The organism is Faecalicoccus pleomorphus DSM 20574 (assembly GCF_000420345.1).
Lineage (GTDB): Bacteria > Bacillota_I > Bacilli_A > Erysipelotrichales > Erysipelotrichaceae > Faecalicoccus > Faecalicoccus pleomorphus.
The window spans coordinates 1-16285 of sequence record NZ_ATUT01000029.1 but is presented as its reverse complement, the minus strand read 5'-3'; the positions used below and the strand labels follow the sequence as shown (position 1 = coordinate 16285).

At 41.5% G+C, this 16285-nt stretch carries 16 protein-coding genes and 1 rRNA gene; 15 read left to right on the top strand and 2 right to left on the bottom strand.

Annotation, left to right across the window (positions count from 1 at the left end; translation table 11 throughout):
* From G413_RS0109895 to G413_RS0109885, 3 genes are all read left to right on the top strand, one after another.
* Positions 1 to 202 (top strand): 2,3-bisphosphoglycerate-dependent phosphoglycerate mutase (locus G413_RS0109895; RefSeq protein WP_027969170.1); only part of this gene is annotated, 202 nt, incomplete at its 5' end.
* A gap of 167 nt (positions 203 to 369) precedes the next feature.
* The gene (locus tag G413_RS11495) at positions 370 to 717 is read left to right on the top strand and encodes a hypothetical protein (protein ID WP_022790711.1); all 348 of its coding nucleotides are present in this window, start codon (positions 370 to 372) and stop codon (positions 715 to 717) included.
* Between the two features lie 68 nt (positions 718 to 785).
* A complete protein-coding gene (locus G413_RS0109885; protein WP_022790710.1) occupies positions 786 to 1100 on the top strand; it encodes a hypothetical protein in 315 nt (104 codons plus the stop codon).
* A 56-nt stretch (positions 1101 to 1156) separates the two neighbouring features.
* Here the strand turns inward: G413_RS0109885 and G413_RS0109880 are convergent, their stop codons facing one another.
* On the bottom strand, positions 1157 to 2197 hold the full coding sequence (locus G413_RS0109880; RefSeq protein ID WP_022790709.1) for an endonuclease/exonuclease/phosphatase family protein: 1041 nt from the start codon (positions 2195 to 2197) through the stop codon (positions 1157 to 1159).
* Between the two features lie 238 nt (positions 2198 to 2435).
* Here G413_RS0109880 and G413_RS0109875 point away from each other — a divergent pair, with 238 nt between their 5' ends.
* Genes G413_RS0109875 through pyrF form a run of 7 tightly spaced genes read left to right on the top strand, consistent with a single transcriptional unit; the run spans position 2436 to position 11219 of the window.
* On the top strand, positions 2436 to 3335 hold the full coding sequence (locus tag G413_RS0109875; RefSeq protein WP_022790708.1) for an aspartate carbamoyltransferase catalytic subunit: 900 nt from the start codon (positions 2436 to 2438) through the stop codon (positions 3333 to 3335).
* Position 3336: 1 nt separating this feature from the next.
* Positions 3337 to 4605: a dihydroorotase gene (locus G413_RS0109870; RefSeq protein ID WP_022790707.1), complete on the top strand. Its 1269-nt coding sequence runs from the start codon at positions 3337 to 3339 to the stop codon at positions 4603 to 4605.
* A gap of 5 nt (positions 4606 to 4610) precedes the next feature.
* Positions 4611 to 5690 (top strand): glutamine-hydrolyzing carbamoyl-phosphate synthase small subunit, encoded by a 1080-nt coding sequence (carA, locus tag G413_RS0109865; RefSeq protein ID WP_022790706.1) that lies wholly within the window; start codon positions 4611 to 4613, stop codon positions 5688 to 5690.
* A complete protein-coding gene (carB, locus tag G413_RS0109860; protein ID WP_022790705.1) occupies positions 5683 to 8889 on the top strand; it encodes a carbamoyl-phosphate synthase large subunit in 3207 nt (1068 codons plus the stop codon). Before carA ends, carB begins: the two co-directional genes overlap by 8 nt.
* A 2-nt stretch (positions 8890 to 8891) precedes the next feature.
* Positions 8892 to 9617 carry a dihydroorotate dehydrogenase electron transfer subunit gene (locus G413_RS0109855; RefSeq protein ID WP_022790704.1) on the top strand — a complete coding sequence of 242 codons (726 nt, stop codon included), beginning with the start codon at positions 8892 to 8894 and terminating at the stop codon, positions 9615 to 9617.
* On the top strand, positions 9617 to 10531 hold the full coding sequence (locus G413_RS0109850) for a dihydroorotate dehydrogenase (RefSeq protein ID WP_027969169.1): 915 nt from the start codon (positions 9617 to 9619) through the stop codon (positions 10529 to 10531). The genes G413_RS0109855 and G413_RS0109850 overlap by 1 nt, the downstream gene beginning before the upstream one ends.
* The gene (gene pyrF, locus G413_RS0109845) at positions 10524 to 11219 is read left to right on the top strand and encodes an orotidine-5'-phosphate decarboxylase (RefSeq protein ID WP_022790702.1); all 696 of its coding nucleotides are present in this window, start codon (positions 10524 to 10526) and stop codon (positions 11217 to 11219) included. Before G413_RS0109850 ends, pyrF begins: the two co-directional genes overlap by 8 nt.
* A 58-nt stretch (positions 11220 to 11277) precedes the next feature.
* Here the strand turns inward: pyrF and gdhA are convergent, their stop codons facing one another.
* Positions 11278 to 12609: an NADP-specific glutamate dehydrogenase gene (gene gdhA, locus G413_RS0109840; protein WP_022790701.1), complete on the bottom strand. Its 1332-nt coding sequence runs from the start codon at positions 12607 to 12609 to the stop codon at positions 11278 to 11280.
* A 343-nt stretch (positions 12610 to 12952) separates the two neighbouring features.
* On the opposite strand from gdhA, the gene G413_RS0109835 reads away from it, so the two are divergent.
* From G413_RS0109835 to G413_RS11860, 5 genes are all read left to right on the top strand, one after another.
* The gene (locus G413_RS0109835; protein WP_022790700.1) at positions 12953 to 13477 is read left to right on the top strand and encodes a nitroreductase family protein; all 525 of its coding nucleotides are present in this window, start codon (positions 12953 to 12955) and stop codon (positions 13475 to 13477) included.
* Positions 13478 to 13551: 74 nt separating this feature from the next.
* The gene (locus tag G413_RS0109830; RefSeq protein ID WP_022790699.1) at positions 13552 to 13944 is read left to right on the top strand and encodes a BRcat domain-containing protein; all 393 of its coding nucleotides are present in this window, start codon (positions 13552 to 13554) and stop codon (positions 13942 to 13944) included.
* A gap of 8 nt (positions 13945 to 13952) precedes the next feature.
* Positions 13953 to 15410 (top strand): alpha-amylase, encoded by a 1458-nt coding sequence (locus tag G413_RS0109825; RefSeq protein WP_022790698.1) that lies wholly within the window; start codon positions 13953 to 13955, stop codon positions 15408 to 15410.
* Positions 15407 to 15847 (top strand): ribose 5-phosphate isomerase B, encoded by a 441-nt coding sequence (rpiB, locus tag G413_RS0109820; protein ID WP_022790697.1) that lies wholly within the window; start codon positions 15407 to 15409, stop codon positions 15845 to 15847. The genes G413_RS0109825 and rpiB overlap by 4 nt, the downstream gene beginning before the upstream one ends.
* 340 nt (positions 15848 to 16187) lie before the next feature.
* A 16S ribosomal RNA gene (locus tag G413_RS11860) occupies positions 16188 to 16285 on the top strand; the annotation flags it as partial.

Here is a 16285-nt window from a genome sequence, read left to right as displayed (position 1 = left end):
ACATGGTAATTCACTTCGTGCTTTGTTTAAATATTTAAATGATATTTCAGATGAAGCTATTATCAATGTGAATATTCCTACCGGTGTGCCGTTAGTGATGGAATTGAATGAGAATCTAAAAGCTGTATCACATCGTTATTTGGGAGATCCAGAAGAAATTCAGGCTAAGATGGATGCGGTCAAGAATCAGGGGAAGAAATAAACCTGATTCTTTTTTAGATTATGGGGCATAGTTTTCTTTATCTGGGTATTAAGAACTGTTTTAAAAAAATTCAACTTTTTTTCATAGTTTTATGAATTTTTATCGTAACTAATAATAGGAAGGTTTCTAAATTCCATCTATGTGTAACGCAAGAGAGGTGAAAAACGATGCAAGAAAGAAAAGCTTGGGAAGCTTTGTTGAAGGATCCCCAACGATCCTATGATGCCCAGTGCAAGAAGATCCTGTCTCTGAAAAAGATCCTGGCCTATCTCTATAAAGAGTGCTTATCCGAATACAGGCATCTTTCCTTAAAGGAGATTTATGACCGGCTGGATACGGATCCAACATCGAATAAAGTGGTCAGCCAAAATGTAGAGGATCTCAAGATGCCGGACAGTAAGGTTTGCTATGACCTGCTGTTTAAGTTTGCCCATCCAAAGGATCCGAAAAGAAGGCTCTGGGTCGATATGGAACCGCAGGGAATCGATCCGGGAAAGGGCAAAACAAAGAAGTAAGGATACAATGGAAGTCCTGATCCTGTATCCCCGGAGACGATATCGATACGATTTCTACCGAAGAGATCATGAAGCGCCCCAGAGATGTGATGGAGTTCATACAGCTGATCTTTCTGTCAAACAGGAAGGCGGAGCAGATCCTAGAAATCCTAGAGAAAAAATATGATATACTATTAGAAAAAGAGGAAGAGGAGGAGGTCAGGAAGATGTGTACATTTAGCAAGGCATTGATCGAGAAAAGTGAGCTGAGAGGAAAGGCTGATAGTGTTCTACAACTGGTCAAAAATCATATTGCAACCAACGTTGAGCAGGCAATGGATATGTTGTCAGTGGAGCCATCCTCAAGAGAGGATATTATGAAGATTTTGGAGAAAAAGGCATAGAAAAATTGAATTGAACACATTTTATAGAAGGAATCCGTAGACTCCTTCTATTTTTATCATATAAGTTTTATTCGCATAGAAACAGGTTGATGATCGGTGTATTCAAAACTAGTATCTATATTTTGAATGAATGTAACTTCTATATTATCGGATACGATAAAGCCATCGATCACATATACCTGAGAATCTTTTTGATAGACTTCATTAAGTAAACGACAGGTTGGTGCATTATCGGCATTGGAGAAGGTAAAGTGTTCAGGTAGGTCCTCCTGACGCATAATGCCGGGCACCCAGTTTTCCTTGTTTGTGATGGGATACGTGTCCATTCCTTCAAATGTCTGGTTAAAATCGCCACCGGCAATGACATAATTACCTTTTTCATATTCTTCCTGCAGCTTTTTCGCCAGCTTTTTACTCTGAGCAATTTTGCCTTCACCGCTGTCATAGGCTTCCAGATGGAAATTGATGATGACCAGTTCTTTATCTGTATTTTTAATCTGGATTCTTGTTTCTAACATACAGCGTTTTAAGTTACAAATTTTAGTAGGCCATGAAAAGGATTCCGGTAAAGAGATTCTGCTTGCCTGTGAAATCGAATAATTCGTCATGGTCAGGATACCGCTTTCTACTTTTCCAATGGGCGGAAACGGATAAGGCACATAGTCGCATTTAAAGTTATACGCCAGTACACCGCTTTGATTCAGGTTGTCTTCCAGATATTCTTGTTCATTGATGTGAAACGATCGGCCAGAATTTGTATCCACTTCTTGTAGAAGATAGATGTCAGCACTTTGATCTTTTAGAATTTGCTGGATACCTTGCAAGTTTGTCTCTACCTTTTCTTTCGATTCCGGATTGACTTTTGTGCCGCCATCCATGAAAAAATCCATGTCTTTGTCAAGGCCGGCATATCCTATATTATAAGTGAGAATGTGTAAACTATCCTTGGCATCTAAAACCTTATTCTGACTTGGCACTTGCAGGATTTCTACAGATTCCGGGCGGTATTCACGAATGCTTAAATATCCGACTCCGGCGGCTGCCAACAAGATGCATGTAACCAAAATGACCGCAAAGATCTTTAATGTTTTTTTCATAGGTAATCTCCTTTTTTTGTATATGATGCGGGTTATGAAATTATGGATAGAACAAAGAGAGAAAGTACGAGGTTTCTTTATGACTTAATCGTATAATACAGTCATTTACAGGTCAATTGTTTTTTCGATAAACTGATTGGAAATCGAGGGGAAGTATGATAGAATACACCTAGTAAATAGGAAGGGGATTTGAACGCGTTTTAAATCCTTTTTTTAAGGGAGATAAAGGAGGATGTGTATGAACAAAAATTCCTTATGTTCCATGAACGATCTATCTGTGGATGAGATCTTGAGTATCTTAAATGATGCAAGACTTTTTAATAGTTCCTATTCAGATTGGCAATTACCTTTGAAAAAGTGTCTGGTTGCTAATCTTTTTTTTGAGCCAAGCACCAGAACGCATTATTCTTTTGAAAGTGCAGAGCTGCAGCTAGGCTGCAAGGTGGCTGATTTCAATGCGGAAACCAGCAGTGTGACCAAAGGAGAAACGTTTTTGGATACGATCAAGACCTTTGAGATGGTTGGTTATGATGCTTTTGTGATCCGTCATCCTAAAACGGAGTACTTTAAAGAGTTGGAAGAAATTCAGGTTCCGATCTTGAATGCTGGAGATGGTGCCGGTAATCATCCGACACAGTGCCTGTTGGATCTGTTGACCATGCAAAATGAATTTGGAACGCTGAAGGGCTTAAAGATTGTCATTTGTGGAGATATCCTGCATTCACGTGTGGCTGCTTCCAATAAATCCACATTGGAAAGAATGGGCAGTGAAGTTCGTTTCTGTGGACCGGAAGAATGGGAACGTCCGGGGTATCCGACGATGCCTTTGGATGAAGCGGTTGAATGGGCGGATGTCGTAATGATGCTTCGTATCCAGCGAGAAAGAGGAGCTACCTTGGCGCATTTGACCAAAGAGCAGTATCTACAAAGATATGGATTGACCAAGGAGCGTTACAACCGTATGAAAAAACATGCGATTGTGATGCATCCGGCACCGTTTAATCGCGATATCGAAATTGATTCTGACCTGGTTGAAGCACCAAAAAGCCGTATTTTTAAGCAAATGGCCAATGGTGTTTTAGTGCGAAAAGCAGTATTAAAGCGTGCCTTTGGATTTGCCCCATTCGAGGAGAAATAAGATGCGACTGATAAAAAATGGAAATGTGCTGACATCGCAGGGGATTGTCAAAAAAGATATTTTATTTGATGAACAAGAAATTATAAAGATCGAAGAGAATATTCAGGCCGATGCTGAAATTATCGATGCTTCTGGATTAACGGTCATTCCGGGTTTGGTGGATGTGCATGTGCATTTGCGAGAACCTGGCTATACGCAAAAAGAAACGATTCATACCGGAACATTGGCGGCCGCCCATGGTGGCTTTACTACGATTTTCTGTATGCCTAATGTCATCCCGTATCCGGATGATGTACAAACGATTCAGATGTATGTTGAAAAAATCAATCAGGATGCCGTTGTGCATGTGCACCCATACGCCTGTATCACCAAAGAAGAGGCCAGTAAAGAGGTTGTCGATATGAAGGCCATCAAAGAACGATTTGGCATTCGCTGGTTTAGTGATGATGGCGTTGGTGTTTCTACTGCGGAAGTTATGGCTCAGGCGATGGAAACGGCCAGAGGAAATGATTGTATGATCGTGGCACATACCGAAGATATGTCTTATCGAAAACCGGGGGCCTGCGTACATGACAGTGAAGTCAATCGCCAAAAAGGGTGGTTGGGTATCCCAAGTGCCTGTGAAAGTGCGCAGTTGATTCGCGATCTGCAACTGTCTCAACAGATTGGCAATGCGTATCATGCCTGTCATATCAGTGCTAAAGAAAGCGTGGAAGCTTTAAAAGAATATAAAGAAAAGGGAGCCGATGTGACAGGGGAAGTTACAGCGCATCACTTGTTGTTGGAAGATCAGGATGTGCAGGGAACAAACTGGAAGATGAATCCGCCTTTACGCTCCCATGAAGATCGTATGGCTTTGATCGAAGGATTAGAAAATGGATCGCTGGATATGATTGCCAATGATCATGCGCCGCATACAAAAGAGGAAAAAGATCGCCCAATGGATAAAGCGCCATTCGGTATTGTTTCGTTAGAAACCAGTTTTCCTTTATTATATACGGAGTTTGTGAAAAAACAAAAGCGCTGGACATTGGCACAGCTGGTGAACTGGATGTCCGGTGCACCGGCCAAGCGCTTTGGCTTGGAAAAGATCGGAGCCATTGAGGTCGGTTATCGTCCGGATCTGGTTTTAGTGGATCTGGCGCATGAAAGTGTGATCGATGCATCGCAATTTCTGTCAAAAGGGAAAAATACACCGTTTGATGGCTGGAAAGTATATGGTGCCATCAGGGAAACAATTGTTGGTTCGAAGACGGTGTGGAAAGGATAGAATATATGGAAAGATTACTGATTTTAGAAGATGGCAGTTGCTATCGTGGAACTGCCTTTGGAAGTGACAACTTTCAAATTGGAGAATTGGTCTTCAATACTTCCATGACAGGGTATCAGGAAATTTTGACGGACAATTCCTATTGTGGACAGATCGTCATGATGACATACCCGTTGATTGGAAATTATGGAGTCAACCGTGATGATAACGAAAGTATTGTTCCGGCTGTGTTTGGCTTTGTCGTTAAGGATTATTGTGATGAACCAAACAACTGGCGAAGCCAGGAAACACTGGATACATATTTGAAACGTGAAAATATTCCGGGTATTTACGGTATCGATACACGTGCGATTACACGTAAGCTGCGTGATAAAGGAACGATGCGTGCTACTTTGGCAAATGTAGATGCCGATGTGGATGCGATTGTAAAAATGTTACAGGAAACGGATTACCTGCATGATCAGGTGAAACGTGTCAGTTCACAAAAGATCTTCCCGATTCCTAATCGTGGTAAAAAGGTCGTACTGATGGATTTTGGTGCCAAGCTTGGCATTGTCCGGGAACTATCCAAACGTGGCTGTGATTTGATCGTCGTACCATATGATACACCGGCGGATGTGATCATGGGCTTTCATCCGGATGGGGTAATGTTGTCAAATGGTCCAGGGAACCCGGAGGATGTACAGGTGGCCATCGATACAATTCAAAAATTGATTCCGCAAACGGTTGTATTTGGAATCTGTTTGGGACATCAGCTGATTTCTTTAGCCTGTGGAGCCAAAACGTATAAGTTAAAATTCGGTCATCGTGGAGCCAATCATCCAGTGATGGATCTAAAAACCGGAAAGGTAGAGATTACCAGCCAGAATCATGGCTTTGCGGTCGATATCGATTCTTTGAAAAACACACGTCTGGAGATGACACATCAGGCGTTAAATGATAAAAGCTGTGAAGGAGTACGTCATAAAGACTATCCTTGTTTCAGTGTGCAGTTCCATCCGGAGGCCAGTGCCGGACCGTTAGATTCCGGACATTTATTCGATGATTTCATGGAACTGATGGAAAAGGAGGATCACTATGCCTAAACGTCAGGATATACATAAGATACTTGTGATCGGTTCGGGACCGATCGTTATCGGACAGGCAGCCGAATTTGATTATGCCGGAAGTCAGGCCTGCCAGTCACTTCGTGAAGAAGGGTATGAAGTTATTTTGATCAACTCTAACCCGGCTACGATCATGACCGACACGACCATTGCCGATCGTGTTTATATAGAACCGATTACTTTGGATTTTGCCAAACGTGTCATTTATAAAGAAAGACCGGATGCGATTTTGGGATCTCTTGGAGGCCAGACAGGTTTGAACCTGGTTGTCGATCTGCATAATGATGGTATTTTGGATGAATGTGGTGTAGAAATTCTGGGAACCGATCTGCATGCGATCAATCGTGCCGAAGACCGTGAATTATTCCGTGCTTTGATGCAGGAAATCAAAGAGCCGGTACCGGAAAGTGCCATCGTACATACTGTTGATCTGGCTGTAGAGTTCTGTAATACGCATGGCTATCCGGTTGTTGTGCGGCCGGCTTATACCTTAGGGGGAACAGGCGGCGGTTTTGCGGATAATGAAGAAGAATTACGCGAGATTTGTGAAGCCGGATTGAAGATTTCACCGGTTGGGCAATGTTTGATCGAACAAAGCATTGCCGGTTATAAAGAAATCGAATACGAAGTTATGCGTGATGCCAACGATAATGCTATCGTCGTTTGTAACATGGAAAACATCGATCCGGTAGGTATCCATACCGGAGATAGTATTGTTGTGGCTCCGGTGCAGACCTTGACCGATCGTGAAAATCAGATGTTGCGAAGCGCTTCTTTAAAGATTATTCGTGCTTTAAAGATCTGTGGTGGCTGTAATGTACAGCTGGCTTTAGATCCAGAAAGCTTTAAATATTATGTCATTGAGGTTAACCCTCGTGTATCTCGTTCATCAGCTTTGGCCAGTAAGGCAACAGGATATCCGATTGCCAAGATTTCAGCCAAACTGGCGGTTGGCTTGACCTTGGATGAGATCTTAAACCCGATCACAAAGACAAGCTATGCCTGCTTTGAACCGGCCATTGACTACATTGTCACAAAATTCCCTCGTTTCCCATTTGATAAATTCCCAAGTGCAGATCGTCATCTAGGAACACAGATGAAGGCAACCGGGGAAATCATGTCGATCGGTCGTACCTTTGAAGAGTCATTCTTAAAAGCCGTGCGTTCCCTGGAAATGAAGGTAGATCATATTTATAAGGCTGAATTTGCTTCCATGGATCAGATGCAGCTGTTAGAAAAGATCAAAAACAGCGATGATGAGCGTATCTTTGCGATTGCCCAATGGTTACGTAATGGATTTGATATGTCCATCATCTTAAAAGAAACCAAGATGGATTCGTTCTTTATTCATCACATCAAACGCATCATTGATTTAGAACAGGAAATGATGGCGCACGTAAAGGATGTGGAAACCTTAAAGGTTTTAAAGAAAAACGGATTCTCTGATAGCTATATTGCGAAAAACTGGAATATGAGGGAAAAGGAAGTTTATGATCTGCGTAAGGCCAATGGAATATTCCCGGTTTACAAGATGGTCGATACTTGTGCCGGTGAGTTTACCAGTGCCACGCCTTACTTCTATTCCAGCTATGAAGAAGAAAATGAATCGATCTGCTCAGATCGTAAGAAGATCGTTGTTTTGGGTTCCGGACCGATCCGTATCGGACAGGGTGTTGAATTTGACTATGCGACTGTACATTGTGTGGAAACATTACGTGAAGCAGGCTATGAAGCAATCATCATCAACAACAACCCGGAAACTGTATCCACGGATTTCTCAATCAGTGATAAGCTGTATTTTGAGCCATTGACAACGGAAGATGTCATGCATGTCATCGAACTGGAAAAACCATTAGGGGTAATCGTACAGTTTGGTGGACAGACCGCCATTAACTTAGCGGATTCTTTAGTACAACACGGTGTTAAGATTTTAGGTACATCTTTGGAAGACATTGATCGTGCTGAGGATCGTCATGAATTTGAAGCGATGTTACGAAAACTGGATATTCCACAACCACAGGGAGAAACCGCCGTTACGGTGGAAGAAGCTTTGGTCATCGCACAGAAGATCGGTTATCCGGTATTGGTTCGTCCAAGCTATGTCTTAGGTGGACGTGCGATGGAAATCGTACATAATGATGATGAACTAAAGGTTTATATGGCTACAGCTGTTAAGGAAATCAGCCATGATGCACCGATTCTGGTTGATAAATATATCGTTGGAAAAGAATTGGAAATCGATGCGATTGCCGATGGAGAAAACGTATTTATTCCAGGTGTCATGGAACACATTGAACGTGCCGGTGTGCACTCCGGAGACTCCATCAGTGTCTATCCGACACAGATCATTTCCGAGAAAGTCAAAGAAACAATCATCGATTATGGAATTCGCATTGGAAAAGGGTTCCATTTCATCGGTTTGTACAACATTCAGTTTATCGTCGATAAGGATGAAAATGTGTATGTCTTAGAGGTCAATCCACGATCCAGCCGTACTGTTCCATTCCTTTCAAAGATCACGGGCATTCAAATGTCCAATATCGCAACGAAGGCTATTTTAGGACATTCCATTGTTGAGCAGGGCTATACACCGGGCTATCATCCGGATGACAAGCATCATGTCTTTGTCAAAGCACCGGTATTCTCTTTTGCGAAGCTGCGCCATGTCGATACGGTATTAGGTCCGGAAATGAAATCAACCGGAGAAGCATTAGGATCAGATGTAAACCTGGAAAAAGCATTATATAAGGCTTTGGTAGCCAGTGGTATTTCGGTTCCTATGCATGGAAATGTGCTGTTGACGATTGCCGATGAAGATAAAAGCGAGGCTTTGAAACTGGCCAAACGCTTTGCGGATATCGGTTATGGAATCTATGCGACCAAAGGGACTGCTAAGCTGTTAGAAGAAAACGGATTGTTTGTACATCATGCCAATAAGATCGAAGAAGGTGGCGACAACAGCGTTGTGGAGATCATTCGCCATGGACGTGTCAACTTTGTGATCAATACGATGAGCAATAAGACTAATTCCACCAGCAAGGATGGTTTCCTAATTCGCCGTGTGGCCGCAGAGAACAATATTTCATGTATGACGTCCTTAGATACAGCTGAAGCTTTAACACGTGTACTGGAGGCTTTATCCTTCTCTATGATCAGTATGAATGAGATGGGGAAATAAGCATGAAACAGGAAGTTGCCAAGATTCTTTCGAATATAGAAATCGCTAAAGACATATGGAAAATGGAACTGCAGACCGGTTTAGCCAAGATGGCAAAGCCGGGGCAGTTTATTGAAATCGAGGTACCCCCGTTCTTTTTAAGGCGACCGATTTCCATCAATGAAATCAAGGGCGATTCGCTTGTCATCATCTATAAGATTTTAGGCGAGGGGACTTTACAGATGACCAAGATGCACGATACGATCGATATCTTTGGACCCTGCGGAAATGGTTTTCCGATTGAAGACAGAGATGTTTTATTGGTCGGTGGCGGCGTTGGTGTACCTCCGCTGTATGAGACTGCCAAACAATATTTAAAAAACGGACATCAGGTTGATGTTGTGTTAGGCTTCAATGATCAAAGTCAGATTTTCTTTGAACAGGAGTTTAAAGAATTAGGCTGTAAGGTACAGATTGCGACCATGGATGGCAGCGTTGGCACCAAAGGAACGGTACTGGATGCGATTCATGAACAGAAAATAAGCACTAGTTTTGTGTTAGCCTGTGGGCCTTTACCGATGTTAAAGGCGCTGCAGAAGGAATATACAGAAGGTTATTTGTCTTTAGAAGCCAGAATGGCCTGTGGTATAGGTGCCTGCATGGGTTGTGTCGTTAAGGATACTAGTGATCATGCCTTACGTGTATGTAAGGATGGTCCGGTCTTTCCGATTCAGGAGGTCGTGCTATGATTGATTTAAGGGTAGAACTGCCCGGACTGCATTTAAAAAATCCGGTGATCCCGGCCAGCGGATGTTTTGGATTTGGTAAAGAATATGCCGAGTTATATGATCTTTCTTTATTGGGAGGAATTGCGATCAAAAGCGCAACTCCAAAAGAGCGCTTTGGAAATCCGACACCGCGTATTGCGGAAACACCTTCGGGTATGTTGAATGCGATTGGACTTCAAAATAAAGGCGTTGATTCGATCATCGAAAATGAGCTTCCTTTTTTGGCAAAATATGATACAGAAATCATCGCCAATGTAGCTGGTGCCACGGAAGAAGATTATGTCGAAGTCATTCGTAAGCTGAATGATCAGCCGGTCGTAAAAGCATATGAATTGAATATCTCCTGTCCGAATGTAAAACATGGAGGTATTGGGCTGGGAACCAAACCGGAGTTGGCAGCCCATGTCACAAAGATGGCCAAGGAAGCAGCTTCAAAGCCAGTGTATGTCAAGCTTTCACCAAATGTGACGGATATTGTGGAAATCGCAAAAGCTGTAGAACAGGCTGGTGCGGATGGTTTAGTGCTGATCAATACATTGATGGGAATGCGCATCGATTTAAAGACAGGCAAGCCATTATTAGCCAATGTGACCGGTGGACTGTCTGGGCCTGCTATCAAACCGGTTGCCATCCGTATGGTCTATCAGGTCGCTCAAGCCGTTCAAATTCCGATTATCGGTGTGGGTGGTATTACAAGCGCTAATGATGTATTGGAGTTTTTAAATGCCGGTGCCAGTGCGGTGGAAGTCGGTGCCCAGAATTTTGTGGATCCTTATGTATGTCCAAAGATCATCGAGGATCTTCCAAAAGTGTTGGAACGATATGGTTATGCTTCTGTTAAAGAAGCAAGTGGAAGGAGTTTTAGAGATGAGTAAAACAATCGTTGCACTGGATTTTTCCAGTAAACAAGAAGTGATTGATTTTTTAAAACAATTTGATGAACCGGTATATGTGAAGATCGGTATGGAATTGACCTATGCCTGCGGTCTAGAAATGGTACAGATCGTCAAAGAAATGGGTCACCATATCTTTTTGGATCTAAAGCTGCATGATATTCCGAATACGGTCAAAGGCGGTATGAAAAACTTGGCTAAGCTGGGTGTTGATATCGTAAATGTGCATTGTGCCGGTGGTATCGCAATGATGAAAGCGGCCATCGATGGCTTAAGTGAAGGGGCTGTGGATGGGAAACGCCCTTTATGTATCGGTGTAACCCAGTTGACAAGTACATCAAAAGAAGCCATGAACGAAGAATTAGGAATTCCGGGTGAAGTTATGGATTGTGTAATTCATTATGCCAAAAATGCCAAAGAAGCTGGTTTAGATGGTGTTGTTTGCTCCGTACATGAGGCCAAAGCCATTCATGAAGCCTGCGGAAATGACTTTTTGACTGTGACACCGGGCATTCGTTTAGCGGATGACTCAAAAGATGATCAAAAACGTGTGGCGACACCAGCCTATGCCAAAGAGCAGGGATGTGACTATATCGTAGTTGGACGTTCGATCACAAAGAGTGCTGATCCGGTAGAAACATATCATAAAATTGAAGAGATGATGAAATAAGCCGACAAAACGTCGGCTTTTTTAATGCATAAGAAAAGAGAAGATCGCTCTTCTCTTTTTAGACAGTTCCCTGTGCTTTCATAGCTTCGGCTACTTTTAAGAAACCGGCAATGTTGGCACCGACAACATATTCTTTTTCGTGACCGTATTCTTTTGCGGTATCACGGCATGTTTCAAAGATATTTTCCATAATGGCTTCCAGACGTTTATCCACTTCTTCCGCTGTCCAGGACAAGTGCTGTGCATTCTGGCTCATTTCCAGACCGGAGCAGGCAACACCACCGGCATTGCTGGCTTTACCTGGTGCATAGAATACACCATTCTGCATCAGATAGTGAATGGCTTCCGGTGTAGTCGGCATGTTGGCACCTTCACATACCGCAAAGACTTTGTTGGCTACAAGCGCTTTGGCATCTTCTAAATCCAGTTCGTTTTGTGTAGCACATGGCAATGCGATATCACATGGAATACTCCAAGGACGAGCATTGGCTGTATAAGTAGCGTTTGGATGTGTTTCTACGTATTCTTTGATACGTCCACGACGAACTTCCTTAATGTCTTTGACACAAGCTAAATCAATTCCATCCGGATCATAGATGAATCCGTTAGAATCAGACATAGTGACAACTTTAGCACCTAACTGTGTTGCCTTTTCACAAGCATAGATGGCTACGTTTCCACTTCCGGAAAGGGCAACGGTTTTTCCTTCAAAGCTTGTTCCGTTATCTTTCAACAAAGCCTGCGTGAAATAACAAAGTCCGTATCCGGTAGCTTCTGTACGAATTAAAGAACCACCAAATGTTAATCCTTTTCCGGTAAGTACACCGCTGAATTCATTTTTTAAACGTTTGTATTGTCCAAATAGATAACCGATCTCACGACCTCCAACACCGATATCACCGGCAGGAACATCGGTATTTGGTCCGATGTGGCGATACAACTCGCTCATAAAGCTCTGGCAGAAGCGCATAACTTCGGCATCGCTTTTTCCTTTTGGATCAAAATCAGATCCACCTTTACCACCACCCATTGGCAGGGTTGTTAATGAGTTTTTAAAGATTTGTTCAAATCCTAAGAATTTGATGATACTGATATTTACAGACGGATGGAAACGAAGTCCTCCTTTGTATGGACCTAAAGCGGAATTAAATTCAATTCTGAATCCACGATTGACCTGAGTAACACCATTGTCATCGACCCAAGGTACGCGGAATACGATTTGACGTTCCGGTTCAACGATGCGGGCAAGTACATCATCATCTAATTTTTCCGGGTGTACTTGTTCAATGATTTCCAGAGATTCAAATACTTCTTCAACAGCCTGCAGAAATTCACTGTCGCCTGCATTGCGTTGTTTAACGGTTTCATATAGTTTTGTTAAGTCTGACATAATATCCTCCTCTAATGAATGTAGTATATCATAAAATGAAAAAAGTGAATAAAAATTTTCAGAAAAGTTAATGAAAGCTTTTTTGATATACAAACAAAAGCGGCATTTTAGGTGCCGCTTTTGCCATAATTATTGTTTTAGGAGAGAGATATATGAAGAGTTTTTTTACTGTGTTCTCTTAACACGCTTATAGTATAGAAAAATCTTTTGGAGAAATTATTTTTAAGTCATGTGAAAGTATGTGAGATTTTTTTAAAAGCGATTGGGATTATGGGAGATTGTTTTAGAAAAGCCAAAATATTATAAAGAGCGTATAATAAATACCAGATTAGGAGGCATATCAATGAAAGAAACAATACAAGATTTAAAATCAAGAAGAAGCTGCCGTGCTTATACGGATCAAAAAATCGAAGAAAATGTTTTAGATCAGATCTTAGAAGCCGGAAGCTATGCACCAAGCGGTATGGGAAAGCAATCAGCGGTGATGGTCTGCATCGAAAATAAACAAGTTCGTGATTTGGTTGCACAGTTAAATGCGCAGATCATGAATGCGGATATCGATCCGTTTTATGGTGCCGGTGTTGTTGTAGTGGTATTTGCAGATACGCGCGTTAATACGTATCGTGATGATGGAAATCTGGTCATCGGCAATTTACTAAACGCTGCGAATGCACTGGGCGTTGATTCTTGCTATATCTATCGGGCCAGAGAAGTATTTAAAACACCAAAAGGGAAAGAGCTGATGAAAGAATGGGGACTTTCTGAAGATTATGAAGGCATCGGCAATGTCATTTTGGGATATGGTAAACCGGAAGGGAAAAGGGAAGCAGCTCCTCGTAAAGAAAACTATATTATTAAGGTGAAATAAAGATTAAGTGGTGTAAATCGAATCTTCTTCGTGTTTAAAAGAAAGTGTGTTACCATTACCATTAGGTGATAAACATGAAAGAAAAATTATATCGTTTTTTCGCAGGGCGCTATGGGAATGATTCTTTGAATCAATTTTTATTCTTTTTGGAGATTGTTTTGGTGGTTTTATCCTTATTCATACGTCATTTTGCGTTTACCATTCTTTTCTTTATGGTCTTTTTCTTATATTTTTATCGTACGATGTCTAAAAATATTTATGCAAGACAGGCTGAAAACGCAAAATTTATCGCATTGCGTTCTAAAGGAACACACACTTTAAAGGCAATGCAGAAAAATATGAAGGATAAAAGTTATAAGCACTTTGTATGTCCAAAATGCTCACAGATCATTCGTGTGCCAAAGGGAAAAGGAAATATTGAGATTACTTGTCCAAACTGTCGCACTCGCTTCTCTAAAAAATCGTAGGAGTTTTTATGAAAAATTCAACGATGATTCAATATTTTGAATGGTATTTACCGGCGGATGGAAAGCACTGGGATCGTGTGCAGAAAGATGCCGCTCATTTGCATCAGATTGGTTTTGATCGTATTTGGCTTCCGCCTGCTTATAAAGGACAGGGTGGCAGTCATGATGTAGGTTATGGTGTTTATGACTTGTATGATTTAGGTGAATTTGATCAAAAAGGTACAATTGCCACAAAATATGGGACAAAAGATGCGTATATACAGGCCATCCAAAGTTGTCATGAAAATCAGCTGGAAGTGATTGCTGATATCGTCTTTAATCATCGTATGGGTGCGGATCAGACGGAAACCATTCAGGCAAAAGAGATCAACTGGAATGATCGGGATCAGTCCATCAGCCCGGAAGAGAGTGTTGAAGTGTGGACAAAGTTTATCTTTCCGGGACGCAAGGGAAAGTATTCTGATTTTATCTGGGACTGGTCTTGTTTTACGGGAACGGACTATGATGCCAGGACCAAACAAACCAAACTTTTGGAATTTTATTCGAAAAAGTGGTCAGAGAATGTATCGCAGGAACAGGGAAATTATGACTATATCATGGGAGATGATGTAGATTTTTCAAATCAAAAGGTTGTGGATGAGCTATATCACTGGACAAGATGGTATAAAAATTTGACTGGCATAGATGGATTTCGACTGGATGCGGTAAAGAGCATCGATTCGACTTTCTTCCCTAGATGGCTTGCGACCATGCGTCAGGAATACCAGGATGATCTTTTTGCGGTTGGTGAGTATTGGTCCGGCAATCTTAACGAATTGAAAGACTATCTACGTACAACATCCTATTGTATGACGTTGTTTGATGTGCCACTTCATTTTCATCTGGCAGATGCATCGAATTCTTATGATCAATACGATATGTCTAAGATCTTTGAAGGAACACTGACACGGATTGCTCCACAAAGCGCAGTGGCATTTGTCGATAACCATGACACACAACCGGGGCAGGCCTTACAGTCTTGGGTGCAGGATTGGTTCAAGGTTCATGCCTATGCCTTGATCCTATTAAGAGATACGCATTGTCCCTGTGTATTTTATGGTGATTATAAGGGGATTGCGCATGATCAAAAGGGCCAGGTGCCATTTTTAGAAGAAATGGTATGGATACGAAAATATGTATTTGATGCGGATCAAATAGAAGATCGATTGGATGATAGACATTGTATCGGCTGGTGTGCCAAAGGCATACATCCGATTGTTGTAGTTTTGACAAATGGATGGGCTTCACAAAAGACTTTTTCCTTACCGGAACATGTTTTCGATTCTTTTGTAGATATTACACGAAATGATTATAAAATACAGATTGACAAGGATGGTTCAGGAACATTTACTTGTTTGGATGGAAAGTGTAGTATATATATTAAAGAAGAAGATTTTATTTCTATGAAAAAGGAGATGAAAAGATGATTATCGCAATCGCAAATGATCATGGTGCTTACCAGTATAAAAATGAAATCAAAGAAATGCTGGAAAAAGAGGGACATACTGTTATTGACTGTGGAACCAATGATGGGAAAAGTGTGGATTATCCCGATTATGCCAAAGCTTGTGCTGAAAAAGTTGTATCTGGGCAGGCAGAAAGAGGCATAGTATTGTGTGGAACCGGAATCGGTATCAGTATTTCAGCCAATAAAATAAAAGGAATACGATGCGCTTTATGTACCGATGTAACTATGGCTCGACTCACAAGAGAGCATAACGATGCCAATATGTTGGCTATGGGACAAAGAACAATGGGTATTGAAACATGTAAAGATGTGGTTCGTACTTTTATAAATACACCATTTTCACAAGGGGAAAGACATAAAATTCGTATTCAAAAAATTGCAGAGTTAGAAAAATAGGAAAAGATTTTAAAAAAAGTGGTCTGTTCAAAAAAAAATAGATCACTTTTTTTACGGAAAATTTGTGCATAAGATAGGTACAGAAATGCGTAATTTATGGACAACTCGACAATGAAACCGATTACAAAGGAGAAAGGAAGAAAAAGGAGAAAAAAACTAAAAAAAAGTAAAAAAAGATGTTGACGGGTGGCGGTGGATTTGGTAATATAACTGAGCACGGCGCGGGAAAGCGCTGAGCGAGATCTTTGAAAACTGAACAAGAACAAACCTGAAAGAAAAAGGAAACGTCAATTTCGGTAAAAGAGAAAACGATGTCAGAGGACATCTGAAAGAGTTAAATCAAATGGAGAGTTTGATCCTGGCTCAGGATGAACGCTGGCGGCATGCCTAATACATGCAAGTCGAACGGACGGAAGAGAAAAGCTTGCTTTTTTTGGA

What these genes read in the sequence shown, in the direction of transcription:
- G413_RS11495 (WP_022790711.1), top strand. Translation starts at nt 370, where the DNA reads ATGCAAGAAAGAAAAGCTTGGGAAGCTTTGTTGAAGGATCCCCAACGA.
- carB (WP_022790705.1), top strand. Translation starts at nt 5,683, where the DNA reads ATGCCTAAACGTCAGGATATACATAAGATACTTGTGATCGGTTCGGGA.
- G413_RS0109875 (WP_022790708.1), top strand. Translation starts at nt 2,436, where the DNA reads ATGAACAAAAATTCCTTATGTTCCATGAACGATCTATCTGTGGATGAG.
- rpiB (WP_022790697.1), top strand. Translation starts at nt 15,407, where the DNA reads ATGATTATCGCAATCGCAAATGATCATGGTGCTTACCAGTATAAAAAT.
- gdhA (WP_022790701.1), bottom strand. Translation starts at nt 12,609, where the DNA reads ATGTCAGACTTAACAAAACTATATGAAACCGTTAAACAACGCAATGCA.
- G413_RS0109870 (WP_022790707.1), top strand. Translation starts at nt 3,337, where the DNA reads ATGCGACTGATAAAAAATGGAAATGTGCTGACATCGCAGGGGATTGTC.
- G413_RS0109880 (WP_022790709.1), bottom strand. Translation starts at nt 2,197, where the DNA reads ATGAAAAAAACATTAAAGATCTTTGCGGTCATTTTGGTTACATGCATC.
- G413_RS0109835 (WP_022790700.1), top strand. Translation starts at nt 12,953, where the DNA reads ATGAAAGAAACAATACAAGATTTAAAATCAAGAAGAAGCTGCCGTGCT.
- G413_RS0109825 (WP_022790698.1), top strand. Translation starts at nt 13,953, where the DNA reads ATGAAAAATTCAACGATGATTCAATATTTTGAATGGTATTTACCGGCG.
- pyrF (WP_022790702.1), top strand. Translation starts at nt 10,524, where the DNA reads ATGAGTAAAACAATCGTTGCACTGGATTTTTCCAGTAAACAAGAAGTG.
- G413_RS0109830 (WP_022790699.1), top strand. Translation starts at nt 13,552, where the DNA reads ATGAAAGAAAAATTATATCGTTTTTTCGCAGGGCGCTATGGGAATGAT.
- G413_RS0109855 (WP_022790704.1), top strand. Translation starts at nt 8,892, where the DNA reads ATGAAACAGGAAGTTGCCAAGATTCTTTCGAATATAGAAATCGCTAAA.
- carA (WP_022790706.1), top strand. Translation starts at nt 4,611, where the DNA reads ATGGAAAGATTACTGATTTTAGAAGATGGCAGTTGCTATCGTGGAACT.
- G413_RS0109885 (WP_022790710.1), top strand. Translation starts at nt 786, where the DNA reads ATGAAGCGCCCCAGAGATGTGATGGAGTTCATACAGCTGATCTTTCTG.